Below are 17,640 nucleotides of genomic sequence, written 5' to 3' on the forward strand. Positions count from 1 at the left end.
TCGAACCATGAACGGTCGCTAGGCCCCGCTATTTAACCTTCATCCCCGGCTCGGCGCCGCTGTCCGGGCTGAGGATGAAGAGATCTTTCCCGCCCGGTCCGGCGGCCAGCACCATGCCCTCGGAGATGCCGAAGCGCATCTTGCGCGGGGCCAGGTTGGCGACCATCACCGTCAGCCGCCCTTCCAGATCTTTGGGATCATAGGCCGAGCGGATTCCGGCGAAGACGTTGCGGGTCTCGCCGCCCAGATCGAGCGTGAGTTGCAGCAGCTTGTCGGCGCCCTCGACCCATTTTGCCTCGCGGATGCGCGCGATCCGCAGATCGGTTTTGGCGAAGGTCTCGTAATCGACCGGGTCGGCGATGGGGTCGCGCGTCAGGTGCGGATTGGGTTCGTCCGGCACGGCTGCGGTCGCGGTCGCGCCCGTGACGCTCAGATCTTCTTTCGATGCCTCCAGCATGGCCGCGATCCGGGTCGGCTCGACGCGGGTCATGAGCGGCGTGAAGGGCGCGATCTCGTGGTCCAGCAATGGCTCGGCGAGCGCCGCCCAGGTCAGCGGCTCGATCCGCATAAACGCCTCGGCATCGACTGCGGTGCCGGGCAGGATGGGGCGCAGATAGCCGATCAGGAGCCGGAACAGATTGAGCCCCATGGAACAGATATCCTGCAACTCGGCATCCCGCACCGGCTGTTTCGCGACCACCCAGGGTGCTTTCTCGTCGATGTACTGATTGGCGCGGTCGGCCAGGGCCATGATCTCGCGCACCGCGCGGCTGAATTCGCGCCGCTCATAGGCGTCGGCGATGGCGTCGCCGGCCTGGACGAACTCGGCGAACAGCGCGGATTCCGACAAGGCGCCCGACAACCGGCCTGCGAACCGCTTGCCGATGAAACCGGCGCAGCGGCTGGCGATATTGACCACCTTGCCGACCAGGTCCGCGTTGACCCGCGCGGTGAAGTCCTCCAGGTTCAGATCGATGTCGTCAACGCCCGGCCCCAGCTTGGCGGCGAAGTAGTAACGCAGATATTCGGGGTTGAGGTGATCCAGATAGGTCCGCGCCTTGATGAAGGTGCCGCGCGACTTGGACATTTTCTGTCCGTCTACGGTGAGAAAGCCGTGGGCGAAGATGGCGCTCGGGGTACGGAAGCCCGCGCCGTGGAGCATGGCGGGGAAAAACAGCGCGTGGAAATAGATGATGTCCTTGCCGATGAAGTGATACAGCTCGGCGGTCGAATCCTTCCCCCAGTAATGGTCGAAATCCAGCCCCTCGGTGCGGTCGCAGAGATTCTTGAAGCTCGCCAGATAGCCGATGGGCGCGTCCAGCCAGACATAGAAAAACTTGCCCGGATGATCGGGGATCTCGAAGCCGAAATAGGGCGCGTCGCGCGAGATGTCCCACTCCTGGAGTCCGGCGTCGAACCATTCGTCGAGCTTGTTGGCGACCTCTTTTTGCAGGCCGCCACGGGTCCAGACCCGCAGCATCTCCTCGAAATCGCCCAGCCGGAAGAAATAATGATCGGATTCGCGCTGCTCGGGCACCGCGCCCGAGACCGCCGAGCGCGGATTTTTCAGCTCGGCGGGCGAGTAGCTCGCCCCGCAGACCTCGCAGTTGTCGCCGTACTGATCCGCCGCGCCGCATTTGGGACATTCGCCCTTGATGAAACGGTCGGGCAGAAACATCCGTTCGACCGGGTCATAGGCTTGGGTGATCGTCCGTTTGGCGATGTGTCCCGCGTCCCGGTTACGCTCGTAGATGAGCGTGGCGAAGTGCTGATTTTCGGGCGAATGGGTGGAATGATAGTTGTCGAAACCGACCCGGAAGTCCGCGAAATCGGCCTGATGTTCCGCGGCGACGCGCGCGATGAGTGCCTCGGGTGCAATGCTCTCCTGACGCGCGCGCAGCATGATCGGCGTGCCGTGCGCGTCGTCGGCGCACACATACCAGCAATGATGACCGCGCATCTTCTGAAACCGCGCCCAGATGTCGGTCTGGATATATTCGACCAAATGACCGATATGGATCGGCCCATTGGCGTAGGGCAGGGCGCTGGTGATGAGGATGTCGCGAGGCTTGCTCATGTGGTTGCTCGGTTGGTCTTCGACTAAAGATCGAAAGTATCTCACGCTCGCCCGCCCACCGGCCATGCCGGCGCGGGCGAGCCATTTTCACCGGCTGGGCTTGCGCGCGCTTAAGCCATTCATGGTTCGACAAGCTCTCCACGAACGGTTTAACTTAATGGCAGTAAGGCGGCACCCCCCAACAGCCATCAGGAGATCACCACGCCGTGCCGATCCAATCTGTCGTTCTGAAATGGTCAAGACTGGCCCTGCTCATCCCGTTCTGTCTCGCACTGGCGTCCTGCGGAACCGCTCCCCAGACCCCCGCGGCCGACTCAAGGGACAAATTCGGAACCTGGGCGGGAGCCAGGATTGGATCGGCGCCCGCCTCCAACGCCAGACTCAAACAGGCGATGATTTCCCGCGCCACGCGCGAATGGGAGTTTTTCGACCGTCAGACCGTGGTATTAAAAGGGTCCGAGGAGAGCATTCCGCACGTCGGATCCTGGGAGGACGACGGTGGGCGCCACAGCAGCCGGGTCAATGCCTACTGGCGCGCGGTCGGCAAACCGCGATTGGACGGCATGGATTGCCAGCAGCCCTGGTCCGCCGCCTTCATAAGCTGGGTGATGCAGTCGGCCGGCGTCCCCGAGAGCCAGTTCCGCCGCTCGGACTCGCATTGGGTCTACCTCGCCAGCATGATCGACGAAGCCGGCTATCCGGGCCGCTGGTTCGTTCCCCGCCGGATCATGGACTACAGCCCTCAGCCAGGCGATCTGATCTGCGCCTCCCGCGGCGCGTCCCGCCCGAGCAGCATCAATGGTTATACCAGCGCCAGGGCACTCAATGGCGCCAGCACCCATTGCGATCTGGTGGTCGCCAAGACCCCCCGGATCCTGGAGGCGATCGGCGGGAACGTCCGCAACTCGGTTTCGCGGACAACCCTGGAACTGGACGGCCAAGGACGCCTGCAGACGGTGCCACGGCGCCCCTGGTTCCTGATCATGGAAAATCGCTTGTAATCATCCGCGCGTGCTAGCCTGTATTCGACTCCAACCTCATCAGGCCAAGCACATGCAGCAACTCACACCCGAAGGTCAAAATCTCGTCTCCGAGCTGGCCCAGCGTCACGGCTTCAGCACCGACGCCGTCACCCACATGCTGTTCGCCGTCCTGCACGGCAACGGCTCCATGGCCCAATTCGGCCATCCCGAATTCGGCGGCGGCGGCCAATGGATGCAGGGCGGCATGATCATGCTCGGCGACATGTTCAACAATTCACTGAAAGGCCGTGTCGACTCGCTGTGCAACGATCTCTCGGGCGTCCTGGCGCGTCAGCCCGGATTGCTCCAAAGCGGGAGTTTCCAGTCCCAGAACCAGGGCGGGATGGGCTATCAGAGCCAGACAGCGGGCGGTTTTCAGGGCCAATCCAGCCTCTTCGTCCCGGACCCGTCAGTCAACTGGTGGCCCGCCGAACTCGGCTCGCCCAGCGCCACCGGCGCTCAGAACAACGTCAAATACGCCTATTTCGCCAATGCTCGCCGCCTGGCCGTGGACACCGGCGGCAACTGCTGGGTCTATGACACTCTCGATCATCAGATCGGCGGTTTCTCCCAACAGCAGGGCGGCGGCTCGTCCATCACCTTCACCAGCCAGTACGGCACCGTGAATCTGGCGAGCCTGCCGGTGGTGATGCGCAATGGTTAGCCGGTGAGCGGGTGTTGCGCGGCATCGCCGTCGGGGCGAATTCATTCGCCTCTGCATCCCTGTGTCCGCGCAGCCAACGCGGCGAATACATTCGCCCCGACAGGACGAGAATTGGTGACGCGCCCTAAGAGGGTGTAGACAAAATCAAACCGTTGTGGTCAACCGCCGCAGCAGGATGCGCGCCTCCGCCAGCCAAACCCAGGTTTCGGAGACCGCTGGCAGACGGTCATGATGCATGATCAATCGACGGGCACGCTCATTCCACGCATGGGTGCGCTCGACAACCCAGCGCTTCGGCAGCGGAACGAAGCCGTCGGCGTTGGCGATCACCACTCGGTCAGGCGCCCCGTCCACGTGCCAGGAGCCAACGCTTTTGTTGGCTGGATGGCGCACGACTTCCACGCGGATCGCGTGGGTCTGCTCGGTGGTTTGGGCAAATTGACCGGCGTAGGCGCTATCGACAAACAGCGTGTTGATCTGGGGGTACTTGGCGGCCGCGTCAGCGACGGCGCCCGAGGCGGCATCGCGGTCCTGAAGATTGGCCGCGACCACGCTCACCGCCAACACGAACCCCAAGGTATCGACCACCAGGCTGCGCTTGCGCCCCTTGACCTGCTTGCCCGCATCAAAGCCGCTCGGTCCACCCTGCGGCGAGCCGCGGGTCGATTGCGCATCCAGCACCGCCGCCGTCGGCGCGATCTCACGCCCCTCGCGTTCGCGCCATTGCCCCCGCAGTCGATCATGCATCTGCTCAAACTTCCCAGCCGCACTCCAACGGCGAAACGTCTTGTAGACATTCTGCCAAGGCGCGAAATCGTGCGGCAGCATCCGCCACGCGCACCCCGTGCGCACCACGTAGCAACACGCCTCCAGGATGCTCCGGCGCGACACGCGGGGCGGTTGACCCCGCCCGCCCGGCATCTCAAAGAGAGCGGCGACCAAGTCCCACTCCGCATCGGTCAGACAACTTGGGTAGCTTTGGTCGGGGTCGTGGCGACGATGCGCATCCGTATACCCATACCGACGCGGCGTTGCGCGCGCTTGCGCCTCGAGACCACTCTCGCCCCGGAGGCGCGTGACGCCCGCCTCCCGCAAGGACTTGCGAATCGTGGCTTCATGAGCCTCGATTCCCGTCCGTGCCGCGAGTTCCCGGGCAATCTCTGACAGCGTGGAGGTCGGGCGATCCGTGACAATTTGACGCAATACCGCTTGCTCCGCCTCGTGAATCTTGGGGGGACGACCAGCTTTCGACATCAGCGCACACCAGCTCAGTTGTAGACTGGTATACAAATAGCAGCTCAATTATTTTTGTCTACACCCTCTGAGTGGACGCCGTCCTGCCTTGCTCTCAATGACGGACGCGGTTTAATTTCACTCTGGACGCGGTTTGGATCAGAATTGCGCGAATCCAGCCAGCGGAATGGGCAGCGTCCTCGAATCCAATCCGCACTTGTCGACCGTGACCGCGAGCATGCGATGAATCTACACGAATACCAAGCCAAGCAGCTTTTTCGTCGCTATCGGATCCCGGTACCGGCGGGGCTTGTCGCGACGACGCCGGAGTCGGCTCAGGCGGCCTGCGCCGAACTCGGCGGACGACGCTGGGTCGTCAAGGCGCAGATCCATGCGGGCGGACGCGGCAAGGCCGGCGGCGTGATCCTGGCCGATGCGGACGAACAGGTCGCCAGCGCGGCGCGGTGTCTGCTCGGCAGTCGTCTGGTCACCCATCAGAGCGGCCCGGAGGGATTGCCCGTCGGCTGCCTGCTGGTGGAGCAACCCACCGCGATCGCCCGCGAACTCTATCTGAGCCTGCTGGTGGATCGCGCCTCGGAACAACTGCTGTTCATGGCCTCCGCGTCCGGGGGCATGGAGATCGAGGCGGTGGCCGCCGCGACGCCCGACAAGATCCTGCTGACCCGGGTCCATCCGGCCACCGGCCTGCAACCCTTTCATGCGCGCCGGCTCGGCTTCGGGCTCGGTCTGGAAGGGACTCAAACCAAGGCGCTGGCGGCCCTGATGGACGGACTCTACCGGCTGGCCACCGAGTGCGACGCCAGTCAGGTGGAAATCAACCCGCTGGTCGTGACGGAGACGGGCGATCTGATCGCGCTGGACGCCAAGATCAATCTGGACGACAACGCACTGTACCGGCATCCCGACCTGGAGTCCTTGCGCGACCCCACCCAGGAGGATGCCCGCGAGTCGGAGGCCAAGGTGCACGAACTCAATTACATCAGCCTCGACGGCAATATCGGCTGCATGGTCAATGGCGCCGGACTGGCGATGGCGACCATGGATCTGGTGAAGCTGCACGGCGGCGCACCGGCCAATTTTCTCGACGTGGGCGGCGGCGCCACGGCGGAACGGGTGGCCGAGGCGTTCAAGCTCATCCTCTCCGACCCCAAGGTGACGGCGGTGCTGGTCAATATCTTCGGCGGCATCGTGCGGTGCGACCTGATCGCCGAGGGCATCATGCGGGCGGTGCGCGAGGTGGATGTCGCTGTCCCCGTCGTAGTGCGGTTGGAAGGCACCAATGCGCCCCAGGGGCTGCGGATGCTCGCCGACAGCGATCTGTCCGTCGTGACCGCCAGCAATCTGAGCGAGGCGGCGGACAAGGTGGTGACGGCCGCCGGTCGCGCCGCGAGAACAGGCTTGCGGGAGGGCGCGCAATGAGTGTCCTAATCGATGCCGGAACGCGCCTGATCTGTCAGGGGTTCACGGGCAAACAGGGAACTTTTCACAGCGAACAGGCGATCGCCTACGGCACCAATCTAGTCGGCGGAGTCACGCCCGGCAAGGGCGGTCAGCGCCATCTCGACCGCCCCGTGTTCGATACCGTGCATGCTGCGGTCCGTGAAACCGGCGCCGATGCCACCATGATCTATGTGCCCGCGCCCTATGCGGCGGACGCCATCCTGGAGGCAGCGGACGCGGGCATTCGGGTCATCGTCTGTATCACCGAGGGGATTCCGGTGCTCGACATGCTGCGCGTCAAGGCGGCGCTGGCGAACAGCGCGTCAGTGCTGATCGGTCCCAATTGTCCGGGCGTCATCACCCCCGGCGCCTGCAAGATCGGCATCATGCCCGGCTCGATCCATCGACCAGGGCGGATCGGGATCGTCTCGCGCTCGGGAACCTTGACCTACGAAGCGGTCTTTCAGACCACCCAGGCGGGCCTGGGTCAAAGCACCTGCATCGGGATCGGCGGCGATCCCATTCAGGGGCTGAATTTTGTCGATTGTCTGACGTTGTTCGAGTCCGATCACGAGACCGATGGGGTAATTCTGGTCGGCGAAATCGGCGGCGGCACGGAAGAGGCGGCGGCCGCGTTCATCCAGACCCGGATGACCAAGCCAGTGGTGGCCTATATCGCCGGCGTCACCGCGCCCGCCGGCAAGCGCATGGGCCATGCCGGAGCCATCGTCACCGGCGGCCAGGGCACCGCCGAGGGTAAATATGCCGCGCTGGAGGCCGCTGGAGTCACAACCGTGCGCTCGCCGGCGTCGATGGGGGCGCGGATGGCGGAGTTGCTGGGGGCTTGATCCATTCGACGGTCGATAGAATTTGATCAGTCTGTTCAGGCTTTTCCGCGAATCAATCCATCTCGATAGGAAACAGCGATGACAGAGAACCTGACCTATGACGCCGATTTCCATGCCTGGGCCATGCATAACGCCCGGTTGCTGCGCGCCGGTCAGATCGATCAGGTGGACGCCCAGCATCTTGCCGAGGAACTGGAAGGCATGAGTGCCAGCGAACGCCGGGAACTCCTGAACCGTTTGCAGGTATTGCTCCTGCATCTGCTGAAACATCAATACCAACCGGAACGGCGCGGCCGAAGCTGGCTGCTGACCATCGTTCATCAACGGACGGCCATCGAACGCCTGTTGGAACAATCGCCCAGCCTTAAGGTGCTGCTGGATGACGAGAACCTTGCCAAAGTCTATGGCAAGGCGGTACGCGAGGCGGTCATCGAAACCGATCTGGAGCCGCATCTTTTCCCGATCGGATGTCCCTATTCTCTCGAACAGATGCTGGACGAGGATTGGCTGCCTGAGTCGGTCTAGCCATCCGCCATGGAACGAACAAAAGGGCCTGGATTCGCGTTGAGCGACGGCGACTCTTTATGATTGAGACCATTTAGCTTCGGAGCGAATCACCTTGGCTTGTCGTATCCAGATCGCACAGATGAATCCGCTGGTCGGCGATGTCGCCGGTAACGCCGCGCGCATCGTCGCCGAATCCACCCGGGCGCGCGTCGAGGGCGCGGATCTGCTGGTCTTCCCCGAACTCGCGCTGACCGGCTATCCGCCGGAGGATCTCCTGTTGCGCCCGGAGTTCCTGCGCCGGGTCGAGACGGCGCTGGAGCGTATCCGCGCGGAGGCGACTGGCATCACACTGGTTCTGGGCTATCCGCTTCAGGCCGTGGGCGGACTCTTCAACGTGGCCGGGGTGCTGCGCGAGGGCGAGGTGATCGCCGAATATGCCAAGCAGCATCTGCCCAATTACAGCGTCTTCGACGAGAAGCGCTATTTCCAGCCAGGCGCGACGCCGACGGTGTTCGAGCATCGCGGTCTGCGGATCGGGCTGAGTGTCTGCGAGGATATCTGGCACGCCGGACCCACGCGCCAGGCGGCCGAGGCCGGTGCCCAGCTCCTGCTCAATCTCAATGCCTCGCCCTTTCATGCCGGCAAGAGCGAGGACCGCGAGGCGCTGGTGGCGCGTCGGGCGAGCGATCACGGATTGACGATCCTCTACGCGAATCTGGTGGGCGGGCAGGATGAGCTGGTGTTCGACGGGGCCTCCTTCGTGGCGGATCGCGCCGGGCGGATCGTCGCGCGCGCGCCGGGTTTCGAGGAGTCCGTGCTGACCGTCGACTTCGATGACGCCGGGACGATCGTCGCGACGAGTCCCGCGGCCATGGGACCGCCGCCCGACGAAGAGGCGGCCATCTATGACGCGCTGGTGCTCGGGGTGCGCGATTATGTGCGCAAGAACGGTTTCAGCGGCGCGGTGCTGGGTCTGTCCGGCGGGATCGACTCGGCGCTGACCCTGACGATTGCGGTGGATGCGCTGGGACCGGAGCGGGTCGAGGCGGTTCTGATGCCCTCGCGTTATACCGCCGACATGAGCAATGAGGATGCGCTCGAAGAGGCCCATCTGCTGGGGGTGGCGACGCAAATCATCCCGATCGAGCCCGCCTTCCGAACCTTTCTGGAGATGCTGGAACCGGCCTTTGCAGGACAGCCGGCGGATGTCACGGAGGAAAACATCCAGGCGCGCTGTCGCGGGGTCATTCTGATGGCGATTAGTAACAAGACCGGGCGCATCCTGTTGACCACCGGCAACAAGAGCGAGATGGCGGTCGGTTATGCCACGCTCTATGGCGACATGGCGGGCGGATTCGCGCCCATCAAGGATGTCCCCAAGATGCTGGTCTATCGACTGGCGCGCTACCGCAACACGCGCTCGGCGGCGATTCCGGAGCGTGTGCTGACGCGGCCGCCCTCGGCGGAATTGCGACCCGATCAGACCGATCAGGATAGCCTTCCTTCCTACGAGGTTTTGGACGCGATCCTGCGCCTCTATATCGAACTGGACGAGGGCGTCGAGGCGATCGTTAACCAGGGCTACCCGGCCGAAGTGGTGCGCCGGGTGGCGCGACTCGTGGATCGCAACGAATACAAACGGCGGCAGTCGCCTCCTGGAGTCCGCATCTCGGAGCGGGCGTTCGGACGTGATCGTCGGTATCCCATTACCAGCGGCTTCTGAGCGGCAGCGTCCCCTTGGCGCTGTTCATCGTTCGGTCGTGAACCTATACTTCCGTACTTCAATTCGCCGCGACCCACAACGGAGATTCTCATGAAAAAGGTCGAAGCCATCATCAAACCCTTCAAGCTGGACGATGTCCGCGAGGCCTTGTCCGCTGCCGGCATCACGGGCATGACCGCGATCGAGGTCAAGGGTTTTGGGCGCCAAAAGGGCCACACCGAACTCTATCGTGGCGCCGAGTACGTGGTTGATTTCCTGCCGAAGGTCAAAATCGAGCTGGTGCTCGCCGACGAGCAGGTCGAGGGTTGCATCAACGCCATCACCGCAGCCGCCCGGACCGGCAAGATCGGCGACGGCAAGATCTTCGTCTCCGAGGTCACGCGGGTCGTGCGGATTCGCACCGGCGAGGAAGACGAGGCCGCCATTTAACCTTCGTCGAGCTTGAGGTACTCCCAGAGCTTGCGGGCAAGATCGACCTCGCCAGGCTCGGGCTCGTCGGACACGAAGCGCCCGGCCTGACGATTCAGCTCCAGCACCCGCGTTGCGTCGGCGGCCAGTTCCGGCTTGTCCAGCGCACGGTAGGCGTCGATCAGCACCTCCAGCGCATCCTCGACGGCACTGGTGCGTTGAAAACGCTCGATGACGTAGTTGGCGCGATTGGCCGCAGCCAGATAGGCGCCACGACGCATGTAATAACGTGCGACATTGACTTCATGTCTGGCGAGGTTGTTACGTAGATAGAGCATGCGCTGACGCGCATCTTCAGAGTATTTGCTGTCCGGAAACCGCTCGACCAGCGCGGAGAAATCGGTGAAGGCGTCAAGTGCCGAGCCAGGATCGCGCTGGGATGGGTCGGTCGGGATGTAGCGATCCAGGAAACCCACGCTGCGGTTGTAGTTGACGATACCTTTCAAATAGTAGGCATAGTCGACGAACGGATTCTGCGGATAGAGCTTGATGAAACGATCGGCGGCGGCGATGGCCTTCTCCGGCTCCTCCGCGCGATAGTGCGCATAGGCCACATCGAGCTGGGCCTGCATGGCATAACGCCCGAAGGGATAGCGCGACTCCAGCTTTTCGTAGAGTTCGACGGCGCGCGTGTAATTGCTGGAATCAAGTTCGGAGGCCGCCTCCGCGTAGAGCTTCGCGGCGCTCCAGCCCTCGGTTGGGTCGATTTCCTTGCCGAAGATTCCACAGCCGGCAAGCGCGACGACGAGCAACAGCACGGGCAGTCGTGTTAACGTTCGAGGCATGACTCAAAGACACCTGTTTCAAATCGTCGGCAGTATACCCGAAGGGCGTTGTTCCAGCGCGCGGCGATGCGGTTCGTCGCGTCTCGCCAACCTCGGCGCCGGGACCATTTTCTCATGAACCCGGCGGCCTCCGAATCGGTGCGACATGCGGTGCGGGTGGATTCCGCGCTCGCGGGCGCGCGTCTCGATCAGGCGCTGGCGGCGCTCCTGCCGGAGTTTTCCCGCAGCCGTCTGCAACAGTGGATCGAGTCCGGGCAGGTGCTGGTCAACGACGCGCCGCGCCGCTGTCGCGACAAGGTCTGGGACGGCGACGCCATCCGTCTCGATGCGTTGCTCGCGGCGAGCGATGCCTGCACGGCCCAGGACATCGCGCTGGATCTGGTCCATGAGGACGCGCACCTGCTGGTGATCAACAAACCGGCGGGGCTGGTGGTCCATCCCGCGGCCGGCAACCCCGACGGCACGCTCCAGAACGCGCTGCTGCACCACGCCCCGGAGCTGGCGAAGGTGCCGCGCGCCGGCATCGTCCATCGGCTCGACAAGGACACGAGCGGTCTGCTGGTCGTGGCCAGGACACTCGCCGCGCACAAGTCGCTGGTGGAACAGCTTCAGGCGCGCCGGGTGCATCGCGAATACCGCGCGCTGGCGGTCGGCGAACTGGTGACGGGCGGTCGCATTGATGCCCCGGTCGGACGCCATCCCACCCAGCGTATCCGGATGGCGGTGGTTCCCCATGGCCGTCCGGCGGTGACCCATTATCGCGTCCTGGAGCGTTATCCTGGCCATACCCTGTTGGGCGTTGAACTGGAGACCGGCCGGACCCATCAAATCAGGGTACACCTGACGCATCTGCACCATCCGCTGGTCGGCGATCGCACCTATGGCGGACGGCCGCGTCCGCCGCGCGGCTGCGCGGCCGAATTAACCCTTGAACTCCAGGCATTTCCGCGTCAGGCGCTGCATGCGATCCGCTTGGGGCTGAATCATCCGGCGAGCGGAGAGGCCATGGTCTGGGAGATTCCGATAGCCCCGGACCTGGAGGCTTTGTTGGATTTGTTTCGACGGGAGGCGAAGGTTGGAACTGATTCGCCCTGAGTGGCCAGCGCCGCCCTGGGTGCGCACCATCTCCACCACTCGCGATGGTGGTCGGAGCGAAGGGCCGTTTGCGAGCCTCAACCTGGGCGATCATGTGGGCGACGAGCCTGCGCGGGTCGATGAAAATCGCGCGCGACTCCTAGCACAACTCGGGTTGTCCACCGAGCCCTACTGGCTGCGTCAGGTACATGGTCGCGCGATCGTCCGCGCCGGCGCGGCGAGTCTGAACCGCGACGCCGATGGTGCCGTGGCGGATACGCCGGGCGCGGCCTGTGTCGTGATGACCGCCGACTGTCTACCGCTGCTCCTTTGCGACGCGCAGGGAACCCGCGTCGCCGCCGTCCACGCCGGTTGGCGGGGCTTGGCCGGGGGCGTGGTGGAGGCGGCGGTGGCGGCACTGGACATCGCACCGGAGCGCCTGCTGGTCTGGCTTGGCCCGGCGATCGGGCCCGCGGCCTTCGCGGTCGGCGACGAGGTGCGCGAGCGCTTCGTCGCAGCGGATGCGCGCGCGGCGGCGGCCTTTCGTCCAGGCCCGCGGACCGGCGCGGGAGAGTCGCCGGGCAGTCCCTGGTTCGCCGATCTGTTTCTGCTCGCGCGCCAGCGTCTGGACCGGCTTGGCATCGAACGGGTTTACGGGGGCGGAGACTGTACCTTCTCGCAGCCGCGACGGTTTTTTTCGTACCGGCGCGATGGCGTCACCGGGCGCATGGCCAGCCTGATCTGGCTCGCGCCGCGCGACGAAGATAGCGCCCGCGCGCAAGGCGCGAACCAAGCATGATTGTTCCGGATTCACAGAGAGAAAATCCATGTCAGATTGGAATATGTTGACTCTGGTGGGCGCCGACCGCCCGGGAATCGTCGCGCGGGTCACGCGCGCGCTCTACGAGGTCGGCTGTCATCTCGGCGAGGCGTCGATGATTCGGCTCGGCGGCAATTTCACCATCATGCTGATGGTGCGCGGCGAAGGGTCCGGTCGGGAGATCCTGGACGCACTCGCTCCCGTGGCTGGCGAACTCGGTCTGCGCGTCCATCTGGATCAGGTGCATGGCGGATTGCACCAGCATCTGGTGCCGAATTTCCAGGTGCGGGTGACGGGGGCGGATCGCGCCGGCATCGTCGCCGAGGTGACCTGGATCCTAACCAATCATGGCTTCAACATCCTGGAACTTGAATCGGACGTGGCTGGCGACCAAGAGCGGCCGATCTATATCATGAACATCCAGGGTTTCTGCGCCGAGACGCTGGAAACCCTGGAGTCCGCGCTTTCGCCTCTCGTCGAACAGGGCGTATCCGTGGATGTTTCGCCCGTCGACTTACTGATCGGTTGACCGATGGCCATTCTGGACATTCTCAAACTCCCCGATCCCCGACTGAAGCAGGTGTCGGCGCCCGTCGAGCGTTTCGATGACGAACTGCGGGCCTTTGTCGCGGATCTGGAAGAGACGCGCCAGGACGGCCCCGCTGCGGTCGGCATTGCCGCGCCTCAGGTCGGACGCTTTCAGCGCATCGTGATCGTCGACGTCTCGGGGCGGCCCAAAACCCCGAATCACGGCTATCTGGTGCTAGTGAATCCGGAGATCGTGCACTGGGATGGCTATGCGATCGGGCGCGAGGGCTGTCTGTCGGTGCCGGACTACACCGGCAATGTGATCCGCGCGACCAGCATCCGTCTCAAGACACAGGATCCCGATGGCCGGGAACATGAATTCGCCATGGAGGGATATGAAGCGCGCGCGGTCCAACATGAATTGGATCATCTCGACGGACTGCTGTTCGTCGACCGCGTGGTCAGCCGGCGGACCGACCTCTACCGGCGGAAAGTCTACAAAACCTGAACATTTCAACGCTGCAACCGTGTCAGTTCCGATGTGTGTCGGCGCCAGAGAGGCCGGTCCGTCGCGGAAAACGACGCATGCCAGACTCGACGCGGCTGAAAATTGACTATTGTTAAAGAGTACTGCCCATGAAACAGCGCCTGTTCCGATTCCTGCCGGTTGCGATGCTGCTGTTGGCGGCCTCGGCCGCCCTTGCCGTTCCGCATCCAATCCCGCTGTCGGAACTCTTCCCGAATCCGGGACACACCAAATCGGCGATCGTCATCAACAAGGTGCTGGAACGCTATCACTACCGCAAGGTGAATCTCGACAAGACCTTTGCGCGTCAGGTGTTGGATAAATACCTGGAAGCCCTGGACCCCAACCGTTCCTTCTTCCTGGCCCGCGATGTGGAGCGGTTCGAGAATGGCGCCCGTCATCTCGACGACAGCCTGCGCCGGGGCGATCTCGATATCGCCTTCGATATCTTTCGCGTCTATCGCATGCGGGTCGACGAGCGGGTCGCACATGCGCTCAAACTCCTGGAAGGCACGTTCGATTTCACCCGGACGGAGTCCTACGCCTTCGAACCCGCCGATCCCCGTTGGGCGACCGACAGCGCCACCCTCGACGATCTGTGGCGCAAACGGGTGATGAACGACTTCCTCACCCTGCGTCTGGCCGACAAACCGGACGCAGAGATTCGCGAGCGTCTGCAAAAGCGCTACGAGGGGCTTGCCCGGCGGATTCATCAGTTCGATGGGGACGATGTCTTCCAGACCTTCATGAATGCCTACACGCAGACGCTGGAGCCGCATACCAGCTTCATGTCGCCAGACACCTCCGAGAATTTCGACATCAGCATGAAGCTGTCCCTGGAAGGCATCGGCGCGGTGCTGCGCGGCGATAACGAATACACCGTCGTGCAGAGCACGGTTCCCGGCGGTCCCGCTCGCGACTCCGGCCAGATCCACACGGGCGATCAGATCGTGGGCGTTGCCCAGGGACTCGACGGCCCGATGGAGGACGTGGTCGGCTGGAGGCTGGAGGACGTGGTGGACAAAATCCGGGGGCCGAAGGGTTCCGTGGTGCGTCTGCAATTGCTCTCGAAGGCCAGCGGTTCAACCGGTCGGGCGCGCGAGATTTCGTTGGTTCGCAATGAAATCAAGCTGGAAGATCAGGCCGCCAAGAGCTTTGTCGTAGAGGATCTCGCCAACGGCCCCGGACTGAAGATCGGCGTGGTGGAAATCCCCGCCTTCTATCGCGATTTCGCGGCGGAAGGATCCGGCAATCGCGATTTTCGCAGCACGACCCGCGACGTGCGCCGTTTGATCGACGATCTGGTCGCGCGCGGCGTCGCCGGCATTCTGATCGACCTGCGCGGCAATGGCGGCGGCTCGCTGGCCGAAGCCACGTCGCTGACCGGTCTCTTTATCGACACCGGACCCGTGGTTCAGGTCAAGGATGCCTTCGGCAAGGTCGACATCGAGGCGGATACCGATGCTGGCGTGGCCTATTCCGGACCGCTGGCCGTTCTGGTCGATCGCGACAGCGCCTCCGCCTCGGAGATTTTCGCCGCCGCGATCCAGGACTACGGGCGGGGTCTGATCATCGGCGAACCGACATTCGGCAAGGGAACGGTACAAACGCTGATCGATCTCAACCGCTATGTGCCCGGCGAGGCCAACGATCTTGGCCGTTTGCGGCTGACCATGGCCGAATTCTTCCGGATCAACGGCGGCAGCACCCAGTTGCGCGGCGTCGAACCCGATATCCGTTTTCCGAGCGCGGAGTATCTGAAGGAGCACGGCGAACGCTCGCTCGACAATGCGTTGCCCTGGACGCGGATTCAGGCCGCCGCCTATCAGGGCAACGGCCTGGTCGGGGTGGATCTGTTGACGCGCCAGTCCGCCGAGCGGATTGCCCGCGATTCCGGTTTCAAGATGCTCACCGAGCGCAGCAAAATGATGCGCGAGATCGAGGAGCAAACGCAGGTCTCGCTGCGCGAAACCGAACGGCGCACGGCTGACGAGCAACGCGAGCGCGCATTCAAGAACGATCAGGACAGCTTTCTGCGCGCGCGGGGAATCACGCCCGTGGACGAGGACGCGGAGCAGATCGACGAGGATGCACTGGACGTGCAGCGCAAGGCCATCGCGCGCATCGAGGTGGACGAAGCGGCGCGCATCCTGATCGATGGCGTGCTGCTGGAACGCGCCAAACGCCCCATGGCCGTGATGAGAGACTGAGATTGAACGACTCGCAAGCGACGCTGGAACGGCGGATTGCGCGGCTGGCGGCCGCGGGTGGCAGCGCCACCTTCGCCGGCAATCGCATCGGTCTGGAGAAAGAAGGTCTGCGCGTCTCGGCGAATGGCGGACTCGCCGAGACGCCGCACCCGTCCGCCCTGGGCGCGGCGCTCACCCATCCCTACATCACCACGGATTTTTCCGAGGCACTGATCGAACTCATTACGCCGCCGCTGAGCAGCGGACAGGCGGCGCTGGAATTTTTGAAGGACATCCATTGTTATGTCTACCGGCATCTTCCGGATGAACTGCTCTGGGGCACCAGCATGCCCTGCATCCTGTCGCGTGCCGGCGAGATTCCGCTCGCCCAGTATGGAACCTCCAACGCGGCGACCATGAAAACCGCCTATCGGCGCGGTCTCGGCAATCGCTACGGACGCACCATGCAGTTGATTGCCGGGGTCCACTTCAATTTTTCGTTCGCGGACGCCTTCTGGGATCTCTACCAGGACCAGGAGGCGGTCGCGGGCGAGCGCGTCGGATTTCGCGCCGAGGCCCAGATGGGCATGATCCGCAACCTGCAGCGCATCGGCTGGCTCGTGCCCTATCTGTTCGGGGCCTCGCCAGCGGTCTGCGCCAGTTTCGTGCAGGGGCGCGAGACCGATCTCCAGCATTTCGATGCCGATACCCTCTTCGATCCGCACGCAACCTCGCTGCGCATGGGCGACATCGGCTATCAGAACAAACAGGAGGAAGGGACGGGCATCAAGGCCAACTACGACAGCCTCGACGCCTATGTACGCAGTCTGACCTGGGCCATCCAGACGCCCTGTCCGCAATACGAGGCCATCGGGGTCAAGGTCGGCGACCGCTACGAGCAGCTCAACGCCAACGTGCTCCAGATCGAAAACGAATACTACAGCACGGTGCGACCGAAGCAGATCACGGACTGGATGGAGAAACCGACCCTGGCCTTGCGTCGGCGCGGCATTCGCTATATCGAACTCCGCTCGCTGGATGTCAACATCTTCGAGCCGGTGGGCGTGGGCGACGAACAACTGTTGTTCCTCGACGGCCTGATGCTCTACTGCCTGCTGCTCGGCAGCCCGAGGATCGGCGCGCGCGAGCGTCGGGACATCGACGAGAATCAGGTGCTGACCGCCCATCGCGGCCGTGAGCCGGGGCTGGCGTTAGTCCGCGACCGACACCCGGTCACCTTGCGTCAGTGGGCGGGCGAGATTCTTGCCGGCATGGCGGCGGCGGCGGAATTGCTGGACGGCGCGGCGAATGGCCCGCGCTCCGAGAATTTGCGGCGGCAGCAGGAAAAGGTCGACCATCCCGACCTCACGCCCTCCGCGCGGATCCTGGAGACGATGCGGGAGCGGCGCGAAGGATTTTTTGCCTTTTCGCAACGGCTTGCCGAGGAGCATCGTCGCGACCTGCGGTCATCGGAACTGAGTCCTGAACGTCAGGCGTTGTTCGATCGGTTGGCGGTCGACTCGCTCCGGCAACAGCGAGAGATCGAAGCCGCGGACGATCGGAGCTTCGACGACTTTCTGGATGCCTATTTCGCCCAAGGCCATTAGGCGATTTTCGGGAGCATTCATAAACCGCATTCAGCCACGAAAAAAGCCCCGTCGCGACCGCGACGGGGCTTTTGCCTGAGCGGCGGATTGCCGCCGATGGCGATCGTT

The 17,640-nt window shown here is 63.7% G+C and carries 16 protein-coding genes; 13 read left to right on the forward strand and 3 right to left on the reverse strand.

Annotated features, from left to right (window positions below; all coding sequences use genetic code 11):
• Positions 1-28 precede the first annotated feature (28 nt).
• Positions 29-2,077: a methionine--tRNA ligase gene (gene metG, locus THIVI_RS16255; protein ID WP_014779629.1), complete on the reverse strand. Its 2,049-nt coding sequence runs from the start codon at positions 2,075-2,077 to the stop codon at positions 29-31.
• 206 nt (positions 2,078-2,283) lie between these two features.
• On the opposite strand from metG, the gene THIVI_RS16260 reads away from it, so the two are divergent.
• Both THIVI_RS16260 and THIVI_RS16265 read left to right on the forward strand, forming a co-directional pair.
• The gene (locus THIVI_RS16260; RefSeq protein WP_014779630.1) at positions 2,284-3,078 is read left to right on the forward strand and encodes a DUF2272 domain-containing protein; all 795 of its coding nucleotides are present in this window, start codon (positions 2,284-2,286) and stop codon (positions 3,076-3,078) included.
• A 52-nt stretch (positions 3,079-3,130) separates the two neighbouring features.
• Positions 3,131-3,763 (forward strand): hypothetical protein, encoded by a 633-nt coding sequence (locus THIVI_RS16265; protein WP_014779631.1) that lies wholly within the window; start codon positions 3,131-3,133, stop codon positions 3,761-3,763.
• Between the two features lie 144 nt (positions 3,764-3,907).
• Here THIVI_RS16265 and THIVI_RS16270 read toward each other — a convergent pair whose 3' ends face one another.
• The gene (locus tag THIVI_RS16270; protein ID WP_041447215.1) at positions 3,908-5,017 is read right to left on the reverse strand and encodes an IS5 family transposase; all 1,110 of its coding nucleotides are present in this window, start codon (positions 5,015-5,017) and stop codon (positions 3,908-3,910) included.
• A 222-nt stretch (positions 5,018-5,239) separates the two neighbouring features.
• On the opposite strand from THIVI_RS16270, the gene sucC reads away from it, so the two are divergent.
• From sucC to THIVI_RS16295, 5 genes are all read left to right on the forward strand, one after another.
• On the forward strand, positions 5,240-6,436 hold the full coding sequence (gene sucC, locus THIVI_RS16275; protein WP_014779632.1) for an ADP-forming succinate--CoA ligase subunit beta: 1,197 nt from the start codon (positions 5,240-5,242) through the stop codon (positions 6,434-6,436).
• The gene (sucD, locus tag THIVI_RS16280; RefSeq protein ID WP_014779633.1) at positions 6,433-7,305 is read left to right on the forward strand and encodes a succinate--CoA ligase subunit alpha; all 873 of its coding nucleotides are present in this window, start codon (positions 6,433-6,435) and stop codon (positions 7,303-7,305) included. The genes sucC and sucD overlap by 4 nt, the downstream gene beginning before the upstream one ends.
• A 78-nt stretch (positions 7,306-7,383) precedes the next feature.
• Complete coding sequence (locus THIVI_RS16285; RefSeq protein WP_014779634.1) at positions 7,384-7,830, forward strand: DUF29 domain-containing protein; 447 nt, start codon at positions 7,384-7,386, stop codon at positions 7,828-7,830.
• A 94-nt stretch (positions 7,831-7,924) separates the two neighbouring features.
• The gene (locus tag THIVI_RS16290) at positions 7,925-9,535 is read left to right on the forward strand and encodes an NAD+ synthase (protein WP_014779635.1); all 1,611 of its coding nucleotides are present in this window, start codon (positions 7,925-7,927) and stop codon (positions 9,533-9,535) included.
• A 90-nt stretch (positions 9,536-9,625) separates the two neighbouring features.
• Entirely contained in the window at positions 9,626-9,964 is a 339-nt protein-coding gene (locus THIVI_RS16295; RefSeq protein WP_014779636.1) for a P-II family nitrogen regulator, read from the forward strand.
• Here the strand turns inward: THIVI_RS16295 and THIVI_RS16300 are convergent.
• Positions 9,961-10,788: an outer membrane protein assembly factor BamD gene (locus tag THIVI_RS16300; protein ID WP_014779637.1), complete on the reverse strand. Its 828-nt coding sequence runs from the start codon at positions 10,786-10,788 to the stop codon at positions 9,961-9,963. The two genes, THIVI_RS16295 and THIVI_RS16300, sit on opposite strands and share 4 nt — an antisense overlap.
• Before the next feature lie 114 nt (positions 10,789-10,902).
• On the opposite strand from THIVI_RS16300, the gene rluD reads away from it, so the two are divergent.
• The 6 genes from rluD to gshA all read left to right on the forward strand — a co-directional run bounded on the left by rluD (position 10,903) and on the right by gshA (position 17,532).
• On the forward strand, positions 10,903-11,883 hold the full coding sequence (rluD, locus tag THIVI_RS16305) for a 23S rRNA pseudouridine(1911/1915/1917) synthase RluD (RefSeq protein ID WP_014779638.1): 981 nt from the start codon (positions 10,903-10,905) through the stop codon (positions 11,881-11,883).
• Positions 11,864-12,661 (forward strand): peptidoglycan editing factor PgeF, encoded by a 798-nt coding sequence (pgeF, locus tag THIVI_RS16310; protein WP_014779639.1) that lies wholly within the window; start codon positions 11,864-11,866, stop codon positions 12,659-12,661. Before rluD ends, pgeF begins: the two co-directional genes overlap by 20 nt.
• A 28-nt stretch (positions 12,662-12,689) precedes the next feature.
• Complete coding sequence (locus tag THIVI_RS16315; protein WP_014779640.1) at positions 12,690-13,211, forward strand: glycine cleavage system transcriptional repressor; 522 nt, start codon at positions 12,690-12,692, stop codon at positions 13,209-13,211.
• 3 nt (positions 13,212-13,214) lie between these two features.
• A complete protein-coding gene (gene def / locus THIVI_RS16320) occupies positions 13,215-13,718 on the forward strand; it encodes a peptide deformylase (RefSeq protein ID WP_014779641.1) in 504 nt (167 codons plus the stop codon).
• Between the two features lie 128 nt (positions 13,719-13,846).
• Positions 13,847-15,946: a carboxy terminal-processing peptidase gene (locus tag THIVI_RS16325; RefSeq protein WP_014779642.1), complete on the forward strand. Its 2,100-nt coding sequence runs from the start codon at positions 13,847-13,849 to the stop codon at positions 15,944-15,946.
• A gap of 2 nt (positions 15,947-15,948) precedes the next feature.
• Positions 15,949-17,532, forward strand: a complete 1,584-nt coding sequence (gene gshA, locus THIVI_RS16330; protein WP_014779643.1) for a glutamate--cysteine ligase — start codon at positions 15,949-15,951, stop codon at positions 17,530-17,532.
• Positions 17,533-17,640: the final 108 nt, after the last annotated feature.

The organism is Thiocystis violascens DSM 198, from assembly GCF_000227745.2.
Lineage (GTDB): Bacteria > Pseudomonadota > Gammaproteobacteria > Chromatiales > Chromatiaceae > Chromatium > Chromatium violascens.

What these genes read in the sequence shown, in the direction of transcription:
- metG (WP_014779629.1), bottom strand. Translation starts at nt 2,077, where the DNA reads ATGAGCAAGCCTCGCGACATCCTCATCACCAGCGCCCTGCCCTACGCC.
- THIVI_RS16265 (WP_014779631.1), top strand. Translation starts at nt 3,131, where the DNA reads ATGCAGCAACTCACACCCGAAGGTCAAAATCTCGTCTCCGAGCTGGCC.
- THIVI_RS16270 (WP_041447215.1), bottom strand. Translation starts at nt 5,017, where the DNA reads ATGTCGAAAGCTGGTCGTCCCCCCAAGATTCACGAGGCGGAGCAAGCG.
- sucC (WP_014779632.1), top strand. Translation starts at nt 5,240, where the DNA reads ATGAATCTACACGAATACCAAGCCAAGCAGCTTTTTCGTCGCTATCGG.
- sucD (WP_014779633.1), top strand. Translation starts at nt 6,433, where the DNA reads ATGAGTGTCCTAATCGATGCCGGAACGCGCCTGATCTGTCAGGGGTTC.
- THIVI_RS16285 (WP_014779634.1), top strand. Translation starts at nt 7,384, where the DNA reads ATGACAGAGAACCTGACCTATGACGCCGATTTCCATGCCTGGGCCATG.
- THIVI_RS16295 (WP_014779636.1), top strand. Translation starts at nt 9,626, where the DNA reads ATGAAAAAGGTCGAAGCCATCATCAAACCCTTCAAGCTGGACGATGTC.
- THIVI_RS16300 (WP_014779637.1), bottom strand. Translation starts at nt 10,788, where the DNA reads ATGCCTCGAACGTTAACACGACTGCCCGTGCTGTTGCTCGTCGTCGCG.
- rluD (WP_014779638.1), top strand. Translation starts at nt 10,903, where the DNA reads ATGAACCCGGCGGCCTCCGAATCGGTGCGACATGCGGTGCGGGTGGAT.
- THIVI_RS16315 (WP_014779640.1), top strand. Translation starts at nt 12,690, where the DNA reads ATGTCAGATTGGAATATGTTGACTCTGGTGGGCGCCGACCGCCCGGGA.
- def (WP_014779641.1), top strand. Translation starts at nt 13,215, where the DNA reads ATGGCCATTCTGGACATTCTCAAACTCCCCGATCCCCGACTGAAGCAG.
- THIVI_RS16325 (WP_014779642.1), top strand. Translation starts at nt 13,847, where the DNA reads ATGAAACAGCGCCTGTTCCGATTCCTGCCGGTTGCGATGCTGCTGTTG.